Annotated in this window: 18 protein-coding genes; 8 read left to right on the plus strand and 10 right to left on the minus strand. The window is 69.9% G+C overall.

The genetic code is table 11. The features are described from left to right. Positions 1–18: 18 nt before the first annotated feature. The 4 genes from AKJ13_RS19455 to AKJ13_RS19470 all read right to left on the minus strand — a co-directional run bounded on the left by AKJ13_RS19455 (position 19) and on the right by AKJ13_RS19470 (position 3,558). Positions 19–1,080, minus strand: a complete 1,062-nt coding sequence (locus AKJ13_RS19455) for an MBL fold metallo-hydrolase (protein WP_050734846.1) — start codon at positions 1,078–1,080, stop codon at positions 19–21. 76 nt (positions 1,081–1,156) lie between these two features. Continuing rightward, on the minus strand, positions 1,157–1,393 hold the full coding sequence (locus AKJ13_RS19460; protein ID WP_007568781.1) for a hypothetical protein: 237 nt from the start codon (positions 1,391–1,393) through the stop codon (positions 1,157–1,159). A gap of 106 nt (positions 1,394–1,499) precedes the next feature. Further along, complete coding sequence (locus AKJ13_RS19465) at positions 1,500–2,621, minus strand: aromatic ring-hydroxylating dioxygenase subunit alpha (protein WP_082317026.1); 1,122 nt, start codon at positions 2,619–2,621, stop codon at positions 1,500–1,502. Between the two features lie 307 nt (positions 2,622–2,928). Next, complete coding sequence (locus AKJ13_RS19470) at positions 2,929–3,558, minus strand: hypothetical protein (protein WP_050734847.1); 630 nt, start codon at positions 3,556–3,558, stop codon at positions 2,929–2,931. A gap of 295 nt (positions 3,559–3,853) precedes the next feature. Between AKJ13_RS19470 and AKJ13_RS19475 the strand changes: the two genes are divergently transcribed. From AKJ13_RS19475 to rimM, 5 genes are read left to right on the plus strand one after another with little or no spacing between them, the layout of a single operon-like run. Further along, the gene (locus AKJ13_RS19475) at positions 3,854–4,081 is read left to right on the plus strand and encodes a hypothetical protein (protein WP_007568778.1); all 228 of its coding nucleotides are present in this window, start codon (positions 3,854–3,856) and stop codon (positions 4,079–4,081) included. Positions 4,082–4,099: 18 nt separating this feature from the next. Next, positions 4,100–5,680, plus strand: a complete 1,581-nt coding sequence (gene ffh, locus AKJ13_RS19480) for a signal recognition particle protein (protein ID WP_050734848.1) — start codon at positions 4,100–4,102, stop codon at positions 5,678–5,680. Beyond that, complete coding sequence (locus tag AKJ13_RS19485; protein WP_007559474.1) at positions 5,677–6,012, plus strand: chorismate mutase; 336 nt, start codon at positions 5,677–5,679, stop codon at positions 6,010–6,012. Before ffh ends, AKJ13_RS19485 begins: the two co-directional genes overlap by 4 nt. Positions 6,013–6,016: 4 nt before the next feature. Then, positions 6,017–6,379, plus strand: a complete 363-nt coding sequence (gene rpsP / locus AKJ13_RS19490) for a 30S ribosomal protein S16 (RefSeq protein ID WP_007559476.1) — start codon at positions 6,017–6,019, stop codon at positions 6,377–6,379. A 12-nt stretch (positions 6,380–6,391) separates the two neighbouring features. Further along, positions 6,392–7,087 (plus strand): ribosome maturation factor RimM, encoded by a 696-nt coding sequence (gene rimM / locus AKJ13_RS19495; RefSeq protein ID WP_050734849.1) that lies wholly within the window; start codon positions 6,392–6,394, stop codon positions 7,085–7,087. Positions 7,088–7,121: 34 nt separating this feature from the next. Here the strand turns inward: rimM and AKJ13_RS19500 are convergent, their stop codons facing one another. Next, positions 7,122–8,042, minus strand: coding sequence for a LysR family transcriptional regulator (locus AKJ13_RS19500; protein ID WP_050734850.1), 921 nt, complete (start codon positions 8,040–8,042; stop codon positions 7,122–7,124). Positions 8,043–8,132: 90 nt separating this feature from the next. Between AKJ13_RS19500 and AKJ13_RS19505 the strand changes: the two genes are divergently transcribed. Continuing rightward, positions 8,133–8,939: an NAD(P)H-dependent oxidoreductase gene (locus tag AKJ13_RS19505; RefSeq protein WP_050734851.1), complete on the plus strand. Its 807-nt coding sequence runs from the start codon at positions 8,133–8,135 to the stop codon at positions 8,937–8,939. Between the two features lie 14 nt (positions 8,940–8,953). On the opposite strand, the gene AKJ13_RS19510 is transcribed toward AKJ13_RS19505, so the two are convergent. Beyond that, positions 8,954–9,673 (minus strand): methyltransferase domain-containing protein, encoded by a 720-nt coding sequence (locus tag AKJ13_RS19510; RefSeq protein WP_050734874.1) that lies wholly within the window; start codon positions 9,671–9,673, stop codon positions 8,954–8,956. 75 nt (positions 9,674–9,748) lie between these two features. Here AKJ13_RS19510 and trmD point away from each other — a divergent pair, with 75 nt between their 5' ends. Further along, a complete protein-coding gene (trmD, locus tag AKJ13_RS19515) occupies positions 9,749–10,477 on the plus strand; it encodes a tRNA (guanosine(37)-N1)-methyltransferase TrmD (RefSeq protein ID WP_050734852.1) in 729 nt (242 codons plus the stop codon). Here trmD and AKJ13_RS19520 read toward each other — a convergent pair. Next, positions 10,435–10,614 carry a hypothetical protein gene (locus AKJ13_RS19520; protein ID WP_007559489.1) on the minus strand — a complete coding sequence of 60 codons (180 nt, stop codon included), beginning with the start codon at positions 10,612–10,614 and terminating at the stop codon, positions 10,435–10,437. The genes trmD and AKJ13_RS19520 overlap by 43 nt on opposite strands. Positions 10,615–10,826: 212 nt before the next feature. Between AKJ13_RS19520 and AKJ13_RS19525 the strand changes: the two genes are divergently transcribed. Continuing rightward, positions 10,827–11,993, plus strand: coding sequence for a phosphoserine transaminase (locus tag AKJ13_RS19525; protein ID WP_050734875.1), 1,167 nt, complete (start codon positions 10,827–10,829; stop codon positions 11,991–11,993). A 322-nt stretch (positions 11,994–12,315) separates the two neighbouring features. Here the strand turns inward: AKJ13_RS19525 and AKJ13_RS19530 are convergent, their stop codons facing one another. The 3 genes from AKJ13_RS19530 to tesB all read right to left on the minus strand — a co-directional run bounded on the left by AKJ13_RS19530 (position 12,316) and on the right by tesB (position 15,682). Further along, the gene (locus AKJ13_RS19530) at positions 12,316–13,827 is read right to left on the minus strand and encodes an ammonium transporter (protein WP_050734853.1); all 1,512 of its coding nucleotides are present in this window, start codon (positions 13,825–13,827) and stop codon (positions 12,316–12,318) included. A 66-nt stretch (positions 13,828–13,893) separates the two neighbouring features. After that, positions 13,894–14,232 carry a P-II family nitrogen regulator gene (locus AKJ13_RS19535; protein WP_007559495.1) on the minus strand — a complete coding sequence of 113 codons (339 nt, stop codon included), beginning with the start codon at positions 14,230–14,232 and terminating at the stop codon, positions 13,894–13,896. 550 nt (positions 14,233–14,782) lie between these two features. Further along, positions 14,783–15,682 carry an acyl-CoA thioesterase II gene (gene tesB, locus AKJ13_RS19540; protein ID WP_082317027.1) on the minus strand — a complete coding sequence of 300 codons (900 nt, stop codon included), beginning with the start codon at positions 15,680–15,682 and terminating at the stop codon, positions 14,783–14,785. Positions 15,683–15,767 lie beyond the last annotated feature (85 nt).

The following is a 15,767-nucleotide window of genomic DNA, read 5'->3' on the forward strand; positions in this document are numbered from 1 at the left end:
GCCGCCGGTATTCCGACTTCAGCCCGCCCAGACCTGTCCGGGCCTCAGAGCCAGGAACCGCTCGGGAGCGATGCCTTGCGCCTCCAGCGCCACCGTCAGCGCCTCTACGGGTCGCTCGATGCCCTCGTCGGTGAGCTGGAACGTGCCCCAATGGTGGCCGAGCGCCTGATCGGCCCCGAGCAGCGCGAAGGCCTCGACCGCCTCGGCCGGGTTCACGTGCTGCGCCTGCATGAACCAGCGCGGCTCGTAGGCGCCGATCGGCAGGGTCGCGAGCCGGGGCGCCCCGAACCGGGCGCGAATGTCACGGAAGAGGCCACCATCGCCGAAGCCGGTATCGCCAACATGGTAATGGACGCCTTGGGCCGCAGTGAGCACGAAAGCGCACCACAGAGCCATGCGCCGATCCTGCACGCCGCGGGCGGACCAGTGATTGGCAGGGGTCAGGTGGACGGCCAGGCCGTCGCCGAGATCCACCGACTCGCCCCAATCGCGGGTCTCGACATGCATCGTGTCGTCGTAGTTGCGCAGGATCGTGTCGTTGCCGAGCGGCGCGACAATCAGCGGCTGGTGGGCCTGCCAGATCCGGGCGAGGCTCGGCCCGTCGAGATGGTCGTAGTGGTTGTGGGTGATCAGGACCGCATCGATCGGCGGCAGGTCGCCGAACGCGATCCCCGGCGGATTGACCCGCTTCGGGCCGGCGAAGCGGACCGGGCTGGCCCGCTTGGCGAAGACCGGATCAATCAGGATGTTGCGGCCGGCGACCTGAACGAGATAGCTCGCGTGGCCGATCAGCACGACGCGCAGCGATCCGCTGCGCTCGGGCGGCCGGTCGGCGGGGAACGGGCTCGGGTAGCTCTTGGGCCAGGGCTCGCGCTGACGCTTGGCCTGCCAGCGCAGCACGTCCGGCAGGGACTTGTCGGTGGCTTGGTCCGGCAGGAAGAACCGCAGCCCGTCGAAATGGTCGGATTTCGGACCGCGATAATACGGGTTCTTGCCCCGGCGGTGGGCGGCATAGCCGACGCCGCCGAGCGTCATCACCGTGGCCGCACTCGCGACCGTGAGCAGGCTGCGCCTTTTCATAGAGGGGAGATGGCCGGCCCGGCGCCGTGGTCAAGCTCTCCCGGCCGCGACGGGGAGCCTCAGGGTCGTCTCGGCGTCACTCGACGGCTTCCGCCGCGAGCGACAGGCGCGCACGAAACACCACCTTGCCGACCGTGTCGCGCACGCAGGCGACGTAGTCCTGGCGCTCCACGTCGGGCAGCATGTCGCGGGCGATCGCCGACATGATCCGGGTGACCTTGGCGCGTGCGGCCGGCAGATCCGGCAGGTCGAAACCGACCTCGTCGCGGACTGGCTGGGAACCGTCATGGAGGTCGATGAAGTAGCGGGGCATCGGCGCGCGGCGTCTCGAGGAATACTAATTCGCCGATATCCGTACGCAAATTATAGTTAATGATGCGTTAACCGCTACGAATAGTTATCTATATCTGCTCTACAGATCACGAGCGCCAGCGCAGTTCACGCTGTTCCAGCGGGTTCACGAACGGGCGTCCGGCGCGGGCCGATTCCAGGGCCTCGCGCTTGAGCCGGAAATACCATTGCGAGGGCAGATCGCCCTGGCCGAACAGCACCATGGTCGGCTTGCGGTCGAGGCCGTCCTGGGCGTGCTGGAGCACCTGCTGGTCCTGGGTGAGGAACTGCCGCATCAGCGGCCGGGCGACGGGCTTGAGCAGGTTCAGCGCCGGCATGCTCCAGTAGAGGGCATTGGTCAGCAGGGTGCGATCCGGCGTGAGCGGGGTCGCGAAGGTGTAATTGGCCACGCGCTTCGCGCCGGCGCGGATGCGCTCCAGCCGCACGCCGGGCAGGCGGAACTCGATCTCGACCTCCGGCACGCCGCCGAGCAGGCGGTAGACCGGCGAGCTGGTCGTGGTGGCGTGGCTCGTCATGACGAAGCCGTGCGGCACCGGCTGGAAGGTCTTCACCTTCTCGCGCAGCTGCTTCGAGGGGCGGAACCACCAGCTGTCATGCACGAAGGCGACGTGGCCGGGATCGACCAGGCTCAACGTCGTGAGGTCGTAGGAGGCCTCGACCACGAGCTCGACGACGAGCGACCCCGCCGGTTCGAAATCCAGCTCCGGCACCGCGGGCACCGCGCCGGAAGCGGGGCCGAGATGCGGGTTCACCCAGAGGAACCCCGCGCTCTCGCGGACCGGGAAGCGCTGCACCTGGATGCGGGAGAAATCGGCGGCGTCGTGCTCGGAGAGGGTCGGAACGTCGCGGCAGCGCCCATCCGTGCCGAAGCGCCAGCCATGGAACGGGCACATCAGCGTATCGCCGTCGAACCGGCCCTTGGACAAAGCCATGCCGCGATGGGGACAGCGGTCGCGCAGGGCGAACGGCGTTCCGTCGGGAGCGCGGCCCAGCACGATCTGCTCGCCGTTCAGCTCGACGGCCCGAAGCCCCGTGCGCCCGAGGCTGCGGGACTGGCCGACGCAGTACCACGCGTTGCCGAGTGGCTGGCGCATGGCCTCGGGATCGAGGGCGGCATCCTCGGCGGGACGCGGCAGGGACGTGACGGGAGCGGTCAAGGGTTTTCGGGCTGGCCTCGGTGCGCCCGTCATACGCCCGGCAGCCCAGAGGCGGAAGCCGCCTTCCCGGGGAGGACAAACGGGCGCAGCCGCGGGGCTTCACAAGCGGCCGTGAGCCACCTACCTTCGCTTCACCCGCAACGAACGAAAGGAGGTGATCCAGTGTCTCATTGTCATCAGCCGTCAGTCTCGGCTTACCGGACCTGGACCGTCGCCTCCGGCGCGTCGCTCTAAGACGCGTCAGAGCCCCGATTTCGGGACAGTTCCGCCGGACATGACGGTTCGGCAATGGAAGGGCCACCCTCACGGGTGGCCCTTCGGCTTTTCGGGACCCGAATTATTAGCGCTTCGGCGACTGGAACAGCGGCTGCGCCAGCGCTTCGGTCCGCGCGCGCCACAAATCGCGCTCCTCGCGCAGGGCATCGCGCTCGGCCGCGATGGCGTGGCGCTCGGCCCGCAGCGCGTCGCGCTCGGCGACGGCCCGGTCGCGCTCGATCCGCATATGCTCGCGCTCCTGGCGGAACCGCTCGCGCTCGCTCCGGAACTCCTCGCGCTCGGCGCGGACCTCCTCCTGCTCGGCGCGCAGATCCTCGATCGAGCCGATCTCCTCGCGGATATGCTCGCGCAGGGTCCGGATCTCCTCCGCCAGGATCGCCTGCAGCTCGTCCTGGCGGTCGGCCTCCAGGCGCAGCTTGGCCTTGAGCATGAGGTTCTCGGCCATCAGCTCGGACACATCCGCGTCCTCCGAGGCCGCTCGGGGACCGTCCGGCGGGGAGACGAGCCGGGGTGACCAGGTCGCCTCGGCACTCCGGGGCGTCCTGGCATCGGGCTGGGCCTCCTGCGGCCGCTCGTCGCCGCGCGGCTCGGCCGGGCTATGGGTCTTCATCGTCGCGAGCCAGTCCCGCAGCGGACCGGGGGCGGCGCGGCTGCCGGCCTCGTGCGGCGGAAGGGTGCGGGCGGGTTCCGACATCGGCGGTCGTCCTGAACGGGTGCTGCCGGATCAGAGACCAAACATGCTTAACGATCCGTAAAACTTAATGGGCGGCCTCAACCCTGGGGTGGTTCGCGGACGAGGACACCGAAAATTGACTTTTTCGGCCGCTGCCGCTACCCCCCGCGCTTCCGATCCGTAGCAGATCGCGACGACACGAAGCCGACCGGTCCTCGAGGCCGGAGGTCAACGCCCGACAGCGCGTCCGCGCCCTCGGGCGCGATCTGTGTTGGGTCGATCCGCTTCGCCGGAATCCGCCGGTCGAGGCTTCCGCATGCCCCAAGACGCCGTGACTCCAGCCGCATTGAACATTGCGGACGCGATCAACGAGACCTGCCCCTGGTCGGGCAAGCCGATATCGGCCGACTCGCTGACGCTCTATAACGGCGCCGTCGTCGGCTTCTGCAATCCGGAATGCCGGGACAAATTCGCGAGCGCCGTGCGCAGCTTCGAGGCCGCCCTCCAGGCGCGCCGCGTCGAGCGCGCCGGCCTCGAGCAGTAAGCGCGGGTCCGCAAAACCATGTTCGAAGGCCTGTCCGACCGTCTCTCCGGTATCCTCTCGGGGCTCACCCGCCGGGGCGCCCTGACGGAAGCCGACGTCACTGCGGCGATGCGCGAGGTCCGCCGCGCCCTGCTGGAAGCCGACGTCGCCCTGGAGGTCGTGCGCGGCTTCACCGACCGGGTGAAGGAGAAGGCGGTCGGCGCCGTCGTGCTCAAGTCGGTCACCCCCGGCCAGATGGTCGTCAAGATCGTCAACGACGAGTTGGTGGCGATGCTCGGCACGGATGCCGAGGTGATCGACCTCAATGCGCCCGCCCCGGTGCCGATCCTGATGGTCGGCCTCCAGGGCTCGGGCAAGACTACCACCACCGCTAAGATCGCCCGGCGTCTGTCGGAGCGTGAGAGGCGGAAGGTGCTGCTCGCCTCGCTCGACACCCGCCGCCCGGCCGCCATGGAGCAGCTCGCGGTGCTGGCTAAGCAGGTCGGCGTCGAAAGCCTGCCGATCGTGGCCGGCCAGTCGGCGGTGCAGATCGCCAAGCGCGCCATGGAGGCGGCCCGGCTCGGCGGCTTCGACGTGGTGATGCTCGACACCGCCGGCCGCACCACGGTCGACGAGGCGCTGATGGTCGAGGCGGCCGAGGTGAAGGCCGCGACCCGGCCCCACGAGGTGCTGCTGGTCGCCGACGCGTTGACCGGCCAGGACGCCGTCAACACCGCCCGCGCCTTCGACGAGCGGCTCGGCGTCTCCGGCATCGTGCTCACCCGCATGGACGGCGATTCCCGTGGCGGTGCGGCGCTCTCGATGCGTGCCGTCACCGGCAAGCCGATCAAGCTCGTCGGCACTGGCGAGAAGGTCGACGCGCTGGAGGAGTTCCACCCGGCCCGCGTCGCCAACCGCATCCTCGGCATGGGCGACATCGTCTCCTTGGTCGAGAAGGCCGCCGAGACCATCGACCATGAGCAGGCGCTCCGCACCGCGGAGAAGATGCGCAAGGGCAAGTTCGATCTGGAGGACTTGTCCATGCAGCTCGCCCAGATGGAGAAGATGGGCGGCATCGGCGGCCTGATGGGCATGCTGCCCGGCATGGGCGCCATCAAGAAGCAGGTCGAGGGCGCCAACCTCGACGAGAAGATGTTCAAGCGTCAGCGGGCGATCATCTCGTCGATGACCCCGCAGGAGCGCAAGAACCCGGACCTGCTAAAGAATTCCCGCAAAAAGCGCATCGCGGCGGGCTCGGGGGTCGACGTCTCGGAGATCAACAAGCTCCTGAAGATGCACCGGACCATGGCCGACATGATGAAGGCGATGGGCTCCGGCAAGCGCGGCATCGGCCAGGCGCTCGGCTCGATGTTCGGGCTCGGCGGCGGCATGGGTGGTGGAATGGGCGGCGGCATGCCCGGCCTTCCGCCCGGCATGCCCGAGCCGACACCTGAGCAGATCGCGCAGATCGAGAAGCAGTTCGGCGGCAAGCTGCCGCCGATGCCGCCGGGCCTCGGCGGGGGCGGACTGGGCGGGATGCCGAAGATGCCGGGGCTTCCTGGCCTCGGCGGCCCGAAGCTGCCCGGTCTCGGTGGCTTCATGCCGGGGAAGAAGAAATGAGCGTGCTGGCGGCCCAAGCGGTCGATCCCGAACTCGCCCGCCTGCGCGACAGCATCGACAATTTCGATGCGGCGCTGATCCACCTGCTCGCCGAGCGCTTCCGCTGCACGCAGCGGGTCGGCGAGCTCAAGGCCCGAAAGGGGATTCCCCCTTCCGATCCGGACCGGGAGGCCCGCCAGGTCGCCCGGCTCCGCAAGCTCGCGGTCGAGGCCAAGCTCGACCCCGATTTCGCCGAGAAGTTCCTGGCCTTCGTGGTCAAGGAAGTCATCCGGCACCACCAGACGATCGCGGCGACGCACGAGTCGGCGATCGACAACGAGAGAAAGTCCTAAGACAATGGCCCTGAAGATCCGTCTCACGCGCGGTGGCGCCAAGAAGCGTCCGTACTACCGCATCGTCGTCGCCGACGCCCGCGCCCCCCGCGATGGCCGCTTCATCGACAAGGTCGGCGCCTACGATCCGATGAAGGCCAAGGACGATCCGGCCCGGATCCAGCTCGATGCCGAGAAGATCCAGGGCTGGCTCGCCAAGGGCGCGCAGCCGACCGACCGCGTCCTGCGCTTCCTCGATCAGGCCGGCCTGGCCAAGCGCCCGACGCGCAACAACCCGCAGAAGGCCGAGCCGGGCGAGAAGGCCAAGGAGCGCGCCACCAAGCGCGCCGAGAAGGCCGCAGCGCCCGCCGAGGACGCCGCCGCGTAAGGCGGCTCGGCCATGGCGCGCCGCCCCGCAGGTTCATTCTCCCGCGACGGCGGTCGCCGCGGCCGCGCCGGCACGGCCGTCGGTGCCATCGCGCCCGAGGCCGCGACCTCGCCCAAGGCGCCGGCTCCCAAGCCGGCGGCTCCGCCCGTGCCACCCGACCCGAATCTCGTCCTCCTGGGCGAATTCGGGCGCGCGCACGGGCTTAACGGTGAGATTCGACTCAAATCCTACACCGGGGATCCGTTGGCGATCGCCGGCTACGGTCCGCTTCTAACCTCGGACGGGCGTACGCTGACCTTGTCCGGGGTACGCACCGCCCCCGGCTCGTCCCCCGACATGCTGATCGCCCGGGTGACGGATATCACCGGGCGCAACGCCGCCGAGGCACTCAACCGGGTCGCCCTGTTCATCCCCCGTGACCGCTTGGCGGAGCCCGAGGATGACGACGAGGTCTACGCCGCCGACTTGGTCGGCGCCACTGCTTTGGACGAGGCCGGGACCGTCGTCGGCACAATCGTCGCGGTTCCGAATTACGGCGGCGGCGACCTGCTCGAACTCCGTCCCGCCGCGGGTGGCGCCACCGCGCTCCTGCCGTTCACCAAGGCGTTCGTGCCGGTGCTGGATCTGCCGCAGCGGCGGGTGACCGTGGTGCTGCCGGACGACTTCTTCGCGCCGGTGGGCGAGAAGCCCGCCGACGAGCCGGACTGACATCCGCGTTCCGATCCGGGCGTGACCCGCGGGCTCACGGTCTGTCGAGGCCGGGTAGCTCGGCCAAAGCGGCCGCCAGGGCGTCGACCACCAGGCGGACGCGCTTGATGCGGATGCGGCCGGGCACGACCAGGATCGAGAGCGGGACGGGCTCGGGCGCGTAGTCCGCCAGGACCTGTTCGATCGCGCCCGCCGCCAAGAGATCGTCGACCAGCCAGACATGGGCGGCCGCGATCCCGCGCCCCTCCGCCAGGGCTTCGCGCGCGGCCAGGCCGTGATCGACCAGCAGGCGGCCGCCTACGGGAATGCGAGCCGTGGTGCCGTCCGGCCCGTGCAGGCACAGCGTATCGCTGCCGGCGACGTTGCTCATGCGGATCGCCCGATGCCGCGACAGGTCGGCCGGATGCTGCGGCCGGCCGTGATCCGCGAGATAGCCCCGCGACGCCACGAGGATCCGGCGGGAGCGACCGATGGCCTTGCGCTGCAGGCTGCTCTCCGCCAACGGCCCCAATCGGATCGCGACATCCGTCGCCTCGCGCACGAGGTCGATCCGCTCATCGGTCAGGCTGAGATCGATGCTGATCCCCGGATAGCGATCCTGGAACGCGAACAGCGCCCGGCAGACATGGCGCACGCCCAACGCGGCCGTGCAGGACACGCGCACGGTACCGGTGAGACCACCACCGGCGTTCCGGATTCCGTCCGTCGCCTCGTCCACCAGCCGTAGGATGGTGCGCGCCTCTGCGTGGAAGCGCCGTCCTTCGTCGGTCAGGGTGAGGCGCCGCGTGGTCCGGTTCAGCAGGCTCGCCCCGAGGGCGGCCTCGAGTTCGGCCACGTGCCGGCTGACGGTCGATTGCCCGACGCCCTCCTCCCGCGCCACCGCGGACAGGCTGCCGCGCTCGACCACGCGAACGAAGCTGCGCATCCGCTCCAGCGTGACGTCCAATCTATCCATACCGCGGAACAATCCTATCCCGCCCTGCCGTCTACCGGATGGATCGGCGGTCGCCTAGCTTCGCGGCTCCCTCCCCCGTGAGCCCGCACCATGAAGATCCTTGTCGTCTCAGCCCATCCCGATCCGGCCTCGCTGACGAACGCGTTGCGCGGCGTGGCGGTGGAGCAATTGGCAGCGGACGGACACGAGATCCGCGTCACCGACCTCTACGCCGCAGGCTGGAAGAGTGCCGTCGATCGGACCGATTTCCCGGACCTGCCGGAAGCGGCGCGCCTGCGCGTCCCGGCTGCGTCCAGCGCGGCCTTCACCACCGGGACCCTGACCGACGACGTCACCGCCGAACAGGCCAAGCTGCTCTGGGCGGACGCGCTGATCCTGGCGTTCCCCCTGTGGTGGTTCTCCATGCCCGCGATCCTGAAAGGCTGGGTCGACCGGGTCTACGCCTACGGGTTCGCCTACGGCGTCGGCGCGCATAACGAGACCCGCTGGGGCGACCGCTACGGCGAGGGCACGCTCGCCGGCAAGCGCGCGATGCTGGTGGTGACGGCCGGCGGCTGGGAGACGCATTACGGCCCCCGGGGGATCAACGGGCCGATCGACGACCTGCTCTTTCCGATCCACCACGGGGTGCTGTTCTACCCGGGCTACGCCGTGCTGCCGCCGTTTGTCGTCTACCGGGCCGACGGCCTGACCGAGAGCGGATTCGCGGCCACGGCGGAGGGCCTGCGGGCGCGGATGCGCACCCTGTTCAGCACGGCCCCCATCCCGTTCCGGCGGCAGAACGGCGGCGATTACGCGATCCCGTCCATGGCGTTGCGCCCGGATCTCGCTCCACACCTTACCGGTTTCGCGGCCCATCTGGACACGGTGCAGCCGAGCACCGGCGGCGCGCCCTGAGCGCGCCGAACCGTTCAGCGGGCCGTCGCGGTATCCCGGCAGGGGCGGATCGCCTCAGGGCGCGGGCGGTCCTCCGGGGCGGGGGCCGCGAACACCGCCAGATAGGCACCGCCCTTCAGCGGATGGAAGCCGGTCTCGCGGTAACCCGCGGCGGCAAGCTCGCAGCGCAGGAGCGCCGGCGGGGTGCCGTGCCGCGACGGGATGTCGTCGGCATCGACGATGCCGACCCGACCGCCGGGCCGCATCGCCGGGGCGAGGTTGTGCAACAGGCCGAAGGGCTGGGCGATCTCGTGATACATGTGCACGAGGATGGCGGCATCGACGGAGGCCGCGGGCAGGCGCGGGTCGTGGGCCTCGCCGCGCACCACGGTGACGTTGTCGAGCCCCTTCACCCGCCGCTCCAGGCTCGCCAAGTAGGCAGGGGTGACGTCCTCGGCCAGCACCTTGCCGCCGGGCCCGACCCGCGGGCTCAGACGGGTCACGTAGTAGCCGCTGCCGGCGCCGATATCGGCCACGGTCTCGCCCGGAGCGATGCCCATCCCGCGGGCGACCGCGTCGAACTCGCCGGCCTTGTCCCGCTCGGCCTCCGAGGACCATTGCGGCGCCACGATCTCGGCCACCGGTCGGTCGGGCTTCGGGAATGCGCTTGCGGGCGCGCCCGGAGGCGCCAGCGGCCCCGCCGCGAGGGCCGGTCCCGCCAGCAGGGCGGTGAGGAGGAGGATGTGCCGGATCATCGCCGACAACCCGCCGCGGGGCCGAACGGTGCCCAGGCCGTTGACCGTGCCGCACCCCGCGCGCGATCAAGCGCCATGACGCGCGCGGAAACGCCCTGGCGGGCCACGATTCTCACCCTCTACCCGGAGATGTTCCCGGGGCCGCTCGGCGTGTCCCTGTCGGGCGACGCCCTCGCCCGGGGCGACTGGAGCCTGCAGGCCCGCAACATCCGCGAGCATGGGCTCGGCCGCCACCGGGCGGTGGACGACACGCCGGCCGGCGGCGGGGCCGGGATGGTGCTGCGCTGCGACGTGCTCGCCGCCGCCATCGACGCCGCCGCCGGGCCGGACGACCCGCGTCCGCGGCTGGTGATGTCGCCGCGCGGAAAGCCGCTGAGCCAGGCGCGGGTGCGGGAACTCGCCGCCGGGCCGGGGGCGCTGATCGTCTGCGGCCGGTTCGAGGGGGTGGACGAGCGGGTCATCGCCGGCCGCGGCCTGGAAGAGGTCTCGATCGGCGATTACGTGCTCTCCGGCGGCGAGATCGCCGCCCTGGTGGTGCTCGATGCCTGCATCCGGCTCCTGCCCGGGGTGATGGGCAAGGCGGAATCGGGAATCGAGGAGAGTTTCGAAGGCGGGCTCCTCGAATATCCGCACTACACCAGGCCGCGGGACTGGGAGGGGCGGGCGATCCCGGAGGTGCTGTCGGGCGGCAATCACGGGGCGATCGCCCGGTGGCGGCGGGCGGAGGCCGAGCGCATCACCGCCGAGCGGCGGCCCGACCTTCAGGCCGGCTCCAGGTCGATCACCGGCCCGTCGACATCGTAATCCACCGGATCGAGCCGCAGCGGCTGCGGGATCGGACGGTCGAGGCGTCCGGGAAAGCGGGTGCGGGAGGCCGCGGCCAGGATCACGGCAAGCAACAGGAACCAGATCGCCACGAATGCGGCGCTGTCGACAGACATCGGCGTACCTCGAACGCAACTCGGCACGCCGTCGAAACTAGCCGCGTAGGCTTAATCGACTGTTCCGTCCTTTCGGCGGATCTGTCCCGCCCCGGGCGCGGCCCGTCACAGGCTCTTCGCATTGTCTTGCCAGCCAGCGGGTTTCGGCGCATCCCCGGCCCGGGACACTCCTCCCCGTCGAGGAGCGCCCATCTGCAAGGATGGATCCGACGATGAGCCGACCCGACAGGCGCCCGCGCGTTCCCCATTTCTCGTCCGGCCCCTGCGCCAAGCGTCCGGGCTGGACGCCGTCGGCCCTGGCCGACGCCGCGCTCGGCCGGTCGCACCGCTCCGCGATCGGCAAGGCCAAGCTCGGCCGGGCGATCGACCTGACGCGGTCCGTGCTGCAGGTGCCCGACGCGTACCGGATCGGCATCGTGCCGGCCTCCGACACCGGCGCCGTCGAGATGGCGATGTGGACCCTGCTCGGGCCGCGGCCCGTGGAGGTCGCCGCCTGGGAGGCGTTCGGCAAGGAATGGGTCACCGACGCGCTCAAGCAGCTCAAGATCGCGCCCAGGATCCACCAGACGCCCTACGGCGTGCTGCCGGACCTCGCGGCGGTCGACACCCGGAACAGCGACGTGGTCTTCACCTGGAACGGCACCGCCGCCGGGGTGAAGGTGCCCGACGGCGACTGGATCGCCGCCGACCGCGCCGGCCTGACGATCTGCGACGCCACCTCGGCGGCCTTCGCGCAGCCGCTGCCCTGGGACAAGCTCGATGTCGTCACCTTCTCCTGGCAGAAGGTAATGGGCGGCGAGGCGGCGCACGGGATGCTGGTGCTCTCGCCCCGGGCGGTCGAGCGGCTGGAGAGCCACCTCCCGGCCTGGCCGCTACCGAAGGTGTTCCGGCTCACCAAGGACGGCAAGCTGATCGAGGGCATCTTCAAAGGCGACACGATCAACACGCCCTCGATGCTCGCCGTGGAGGATTACCTCGACACCCTGGACTGGGCGGTGCGGATCGGCGGCCTGCCGGCGCTCCACGCCCGGGCCGACGCTAACGCCCGCGTGATCTACGACTGGGTCGCCCGGACCCCGTGGATCGCGCCGCTGGCGGTCGACCCCGCGACCTACTCGAACACCGGCGTGTGCCTCGTGATTGCCGACCCGGACGTGCTGGCCCGCGGCGACGCGGCGGTGGCGGACCTGGCCTCGGGCATCGTCGCGCGCCTCGACCGTGAGGGCGTCGCCCTCGACATCGGCGCCTACCGCGACGCCCCGGCGGGCCTGCGGATCTGGTGCGGCGCCACCGTCGAGACCGCCGATCTCGAGGCGCTGACACCGTGGCTGGACTGGGCGTTCGCGGAGGAGAAGGCAGCGCTGGTCCGGGCGGCGTAGCGCTTCACGGCCCCCACCGCCGCACTTTGAGGTGGAGGCGCAGGCGCGCTTCGAAGGAGGTCTTCTTCGAGGCCCGCGCTGTATCGCTTCAGGATGAGCGGGAGCGATCGAAAGATCCCTCGGGATAAACGCAGCGCTCCCGTCGTTGCGAGCGCAGCGAAGCAACCCAGTGCTGCGCACGATCCCCGGATGTGGCGTGTCCCTGGGTTGCTCCGCTCCGCTCGCAATGACGGTGTGACGGAAAAACAAAAAACCCCGGCCCGCACGGAGCCGGGGTTTTCCATGTCCGCGACGCGGCCCCGTGGGGCCGCGCCGGTCGCTCTCAGTAGTTGTAGGCGCGTTCGCCGTGATCGGCGATGTCGAGGCCCTCGCGCTCCTCTTCCTGCGTCACCCGCAGACCGATCGTCAGGTCGACGAGCTTGTAGAGGATTGCCGAGCCGATGCCCGACCACAGCAGGGTCAGGCCGACCGCTTCCGCCTGGACGATGAGCTGGCTCATCATGTCGTAGGCGCCCACGGCCAGCTCGCCCGGCTTGGAGGTGTAGTCGGGGATGCCGACGCCGCCGAGATTCGGGTCGACCAGTATGCCGGTCGCCAGGGCGCCCAGGATGCCGCCGACGCAGTGCACGCCGAACACGTCGAGCGAGTCGTCGTAGCCGAGCGCATTCTTCACGGAGGAGCACATCACGAAGCAGACCACGCCGGCCACCAGGCCGAGCACGATCGAGCCCATCGGGCCGGCGAAGCCGGAGGCCGGGGTGACGGCCACGAGGCCGGCCACCGCGCCGGAGAGCATGCCGAGCAGCGACGGCTTGCCCTTAAGCGCCCACTCGGCGAACAGCCAGGCCACCGCGGCGGCGCAGGTCGCCACGAAGGTGTTGAGCATCGCCAGCGCGGCGGTGCCGTTGGCCTCGAGGTTCGAGCCGGCGTTGAAGCCGAACCAGCCGACCCACAGCAGCGAGGCGCCGATCATGGTCATGGTCAGCGAGTGCGGGGCGAGCAGGTCGCGGCCGTAGCCGATGCGCTTGCCCATGATCAGGCAGCCGACGAAGCCGGCGATGCCCGCGTTGATGTGCACCACGGTGCCGCCGGCGAAGTCGAGGGCGCCCTTCTGGAAGAGGAAGCCCGCATCCTTGTTGACGGCGTCCAGGGCCGCCTGGGCGGTCGCCTTCGAGGCGTCGTCGGTGGCAGCAGCCAGCGCCTTGGCGGCGTTGCCGACCGCATCCGGGCCGCCCCAGTACCAGACCATGTGGGCCATCGGGAAATAGATCAGCGTGACCCAGAGGATCGTGAACACCACGAGCGCCGAGAACTTCATCCGCTCGGCGAAGGCACCGACGATCAGGGCCGGGGTGATCATCGCGAAGGTCATCTGGAAGCACAGATAGACGTATTCGGGGATCACGACGCCGTTGGAAAAAGTCGCCACGGTGGAGTTGGCGTCGATGCCCTTCAGGAAGGCCTTCGAGAAGCCGCCCACGAAGTCGTTGAGGCCGCCGCCATTGGTGAAGGCGAGGCTGTAGCCGTAGAACACCCAGAGCAGGCCGACGATCGAGACGATCGCGAAGACCTGGGTCAGGACCGAGAGCATGTTTTTGGTGCGCACGAGGCCGCCGTAGAACAGGGCTAGGCCCGGCACGCTCATCATCAGCACCAGCGCCGAGGAGATCAGCATCCAGGCGGTATCGCCCTTGTTGGGCAGCGGCACGGCCGTGGCGGCCGGCGCCGCAGAGGCGGCTTCCGGCGCCGGGGTCTGCGCTAGGGACGGCTCGATCAGGAGGGCGGCGAGCGCCGCGCCTCCCAAGCCGAGCATCAGGGCATTACGGACTTTCATGGACAGGTGGCTCCGGTCACGATTCGTTGCGCGTTGCGTAAAGGTTGAAGCTGTCGGCGGGCCGGCTCAGAGGGCGTCGGCGTCAGTCTCGCCGGTCCGGATGCGCACCGCCTTCTCGAGGGGCAGCACGAAGATCTTGCCGTCGCCGATCTGGCCGGTGCGCGCCGCACCCGCGATGGCGTCGATGACGCTGGCGGTCAGGTCGGAGGCGACCGCGACCTCGATCTTGAGCTTGGGCAGGAAGCTCACCGCGTATTCCGCGCCCCGGTAGATCTCGGTGTGGCCCTTCTGGCGGCCATAGCCCTTCACTTCCGTCACCGTCAGCCCGTGGACGCCGATGCCGGTGAGCGCGTCGCGCACCTCCTCCAGCTTGAACGGCTTGATGATGGCCATCACGATCTTCATGGGCGGCGCCCCCTTACCGAGTCCCTGGGAACCGATGCCGTCGCCTGGTCCGCGCAGCGGTCCCATCCGGGCCGTGCGCCGAGCCGGGCTGGCCCGCGGTTGAGCGGGGCTATTCAAGGACTATGCCACCCCTTCGGAACCGGGAACTTTTTGCGCAGGGCCCGTTATGCCCAGGAAATAGCCGGATCGGGCGAAGCCTTGGGCAAGCCGCGCGGAGTAGGCGCCCAGAAAGCGCGCAAACGTCTGGAAAATGGGCATTCCGCATCGGTGCAATTCTGCAACACACGTCGGAGAAGGCAATCTAATCCGCGTGTGATTGGGAAATCGTCGACCGCGGAGTCTGAGGGAATTCTATCGCATTCTGTTCCCACCCCGTCATTGCGGGGCCGCGAAGTGGAGCCCGGAATCCAGAACCGCAGGTGGTGCTTGCCTCGGCATCGTCGGCGGCTCTGGATCCAGGGCTCGCCTTCAGCGCCCCGGGATGACGGTGCGAGTCAGCCTGCCGCCAGCGCCGCGCGGATCGGAGGAGGAGCCGTTTAGCGCCGTGACTTCAGGCCCCGTGCGGCCGAATCAGGCCCTCCTGTGCCACCGAGGCGACGAGGTTGCCGGCGCGGTCGAAGATCTGGCCGCGGGCGAAGCCGCGGGCACCGCCGGCGGCCGGGCTGTCCTGGGCGTAGAGCAGCCAGTCGTCGACCCGGACCGGGCGGTGGAACCAGAGGGCGTGGTCAAGGCTGGCCGCTTGGATGTTCGGATCGAAGACCGAGCTGGCATGCGGGATGAGCGATACGTCGAGCAGGGTCATGTCGGACGCGTAGGCCAGTACCGCGCGGTGCAGGGCCGGATCGTCCGGCAGGGCCGAGGCCGCCCGCAGCCAAACATTGAACATCGGCTCCGGCGGCGCCCCGTCCTTGCGGCGGGCGATGTAGCGGTCGAGGTCGACCGGGCGCAGCTCGATCGGGCGTTCGCGGCCGAAATAGGCGGCGACCGCCTCGGGCATGCCGGTAACGCCGGAGGCCGCCAGCGCCTTGCCGTCGAGGAGGCCGTCCGGCCCGGCCACGGCCGGCATGCCGGGCTGGTGCTCGAACCCGCCCTCGGAAACCTGGTAGGAGATCGTGGTGGCGAAGATCGCCCGGCCGTGCTGGATCGCCTTGACCCGCCGCGTGGTGAAGCTGCGGCCGTCGCGGATGCGCTCGACTTCGTAGACGATCGGCGCGCGGGGATCGCCCGGGAGCATGAAATAGGCGTGGAGCGAATGGGCCGGCCGGTCGTCCGGCACCGTGCGGGTGGCGGCCACCAGGGCCTGGGCCACCACCTGGCCGCCGAAAACCCGGCGCCAGCCGGTCTTGGGGTTCTGGCCGCGGAACAGGTCGACCTCGAGGCGTTCGAGGTCGAGGATGGCGATGAGCTCGGCGACCGCGTCGGTCATCGCGTCGGTGGTGGCGTCAGTCATGAGTCGCGGGGTTTCCGTTCGTCGTCCAAACGCGACATAGGCCTTTCGGGCGGAGCGATCCACGCGCTCGGCCCCCAGATCGGAG

The sequence above is a fragment of the Methylobacterium sp. ARG-1 genome (assembly GCF_001262595.1).
Lineage (GTDB): Bacteria > Pseudomonadota > Alphaproteobacteria > Rhizobiales > Beijerinckiaceae > Methylobacterium > Methylobacterium brachiatum.

What these genes read in the sequence shown, in the direction of transcription:
- tesB (WP_082317027.1), bottom strand. Translation starts at nt 15,682, where the DNA reads ATGACTGACGCCACCACCGACGCGATGACCGACGCGGTCGCCGAGCTC.
- AKJ13_RS19475 (WP_007568778.1), top strand. Translation starts at nt 3,854, where the DNA reads ATGCCCCAAGACGCCGTGACTCCAGCCGCATTGAACATTGCGGACGCG.
- rpsP (WP_007559476.1), top strand. Translation starts at nt 6,017, where the DNA reads ATGGCCCTGAAGATCCGTCTCACGCGCGGTGGCGCCAAGAAGCGTCCG.
- AKJ13_RS19535 (WP_007559495.1), bottom strand. Translation starts at nt 14,232, where the DNA reads ATGAAGATCGTGATGGCCATCATCAAGCCGTTCAAGCTGGAGGAGGTG.
- AKJ13_RS19505 (WP_050734851.1), top strand. Translation starts at nt 8,133, where the DNA reads ATGAAGATCCTTGTCGTCTCAGCCCATCCCGATCCGGCCTCGCTGACG.
- AKJ13_RS19530 (WP_050734853.1), bottom strand. Translation starts at nt 13,827, where the DNA reads ATGAAAGTCCGTAATGCCCTGATGCTCGGCTTGGGAGGCGCGGCGCTC.
- AKJ13_RS19520 (WP_007559489.1), bottom strand. Translation starts at nt 10,614, where the DNA reads ATGTCTGTCGACAGCGCCGCATTCGTGGCGATCTGGTTCCTGTTGCTT.
- AKJ13_RS19465 (WP_082317026.1), bottom strand. Translation starts at nt 2,621, where the DNA reads ATGACGGGCGCACCGAGGCCAGCCCGAAAACCCTTGACCGCTCCCGTC.
- AKJ13_RS19525 (WP_050734875.1), top strand. Translation starts at nt 10,827, where the DNA reads ATGAGCCGACCCGACAGGCGCCCGCGCGTTCCCCATTTCTCGTCCGGC.
- trmD (WP_050734852.1), top strand. Translation starts at nt 9,749, where the DNA reads ATGACGCGCGCGGAAACGCCCTGGCGGGCCACGATTCTCACCCTCTAC.
- AKJ13_RS19485 (WP_007559474.1), top strand. Translation starts at nt 5,677, where the DNA reads ATGAGCGTGCTGGCGGCCCAAGCGGTCGATCCCGAACTCGCCCGCCTG.
- AKJ13_RS19510 (WP_050734874.1), bottom strand. Translation starts at nt 9,673, where the DNA reads ATGATCCGGCACATCCTCCTCCTCACCGCCCTGCTGGCGGGACCGGCC.
- ffh (WP_050734848.1), top strand. Translation starts at nt 4,100, where the DNA reads ATGTTCGAAGGCCTGTCCGACCGTCTCTCCGGTATCCTCTCGGGGCTC.
- AKJ13_RS19460 (WP_007568781.1), bottom strand. Translation starts at nt 1,393, where the DNA reads ATGCCCCGCTACTTCATCGACCTCCATGACGGTTCCCAGCCAGTCCGC.
- rimM (WP_050734849.1), top strand. Translation starts at nt 6,392, where the DNA reads ATGGCGCGCCGCCCCGCAGGTTCATTCTCCCGCGACGGCGGTCGCCGC.
- AKJ13_RS19470 (WP_050734847.1), bottom strand. Translation starts at nt 3,558, where the DNA reads ATGTCGGAACCCGCCCGCACCCTTCCGCCGCACGAGGCCGGCAGCCGC.
- AKJ13_RS19455 (WP_050734846.1), bottom strand. Translation starts at nt 1,080, where the DNA reads ATGAAAAGGCGCAGCCTGCTCACGGTCGCGAGTGCGGCCACGGTGATG.
- AKJ13_RS19500 (WP_050734850.1), bottom strand. Translation starts at nt 8,042, where the DNA reads ATGGATAGATTGGACGTCACGCTGGAGCGGATGCGCAGCTTCGTTCGC.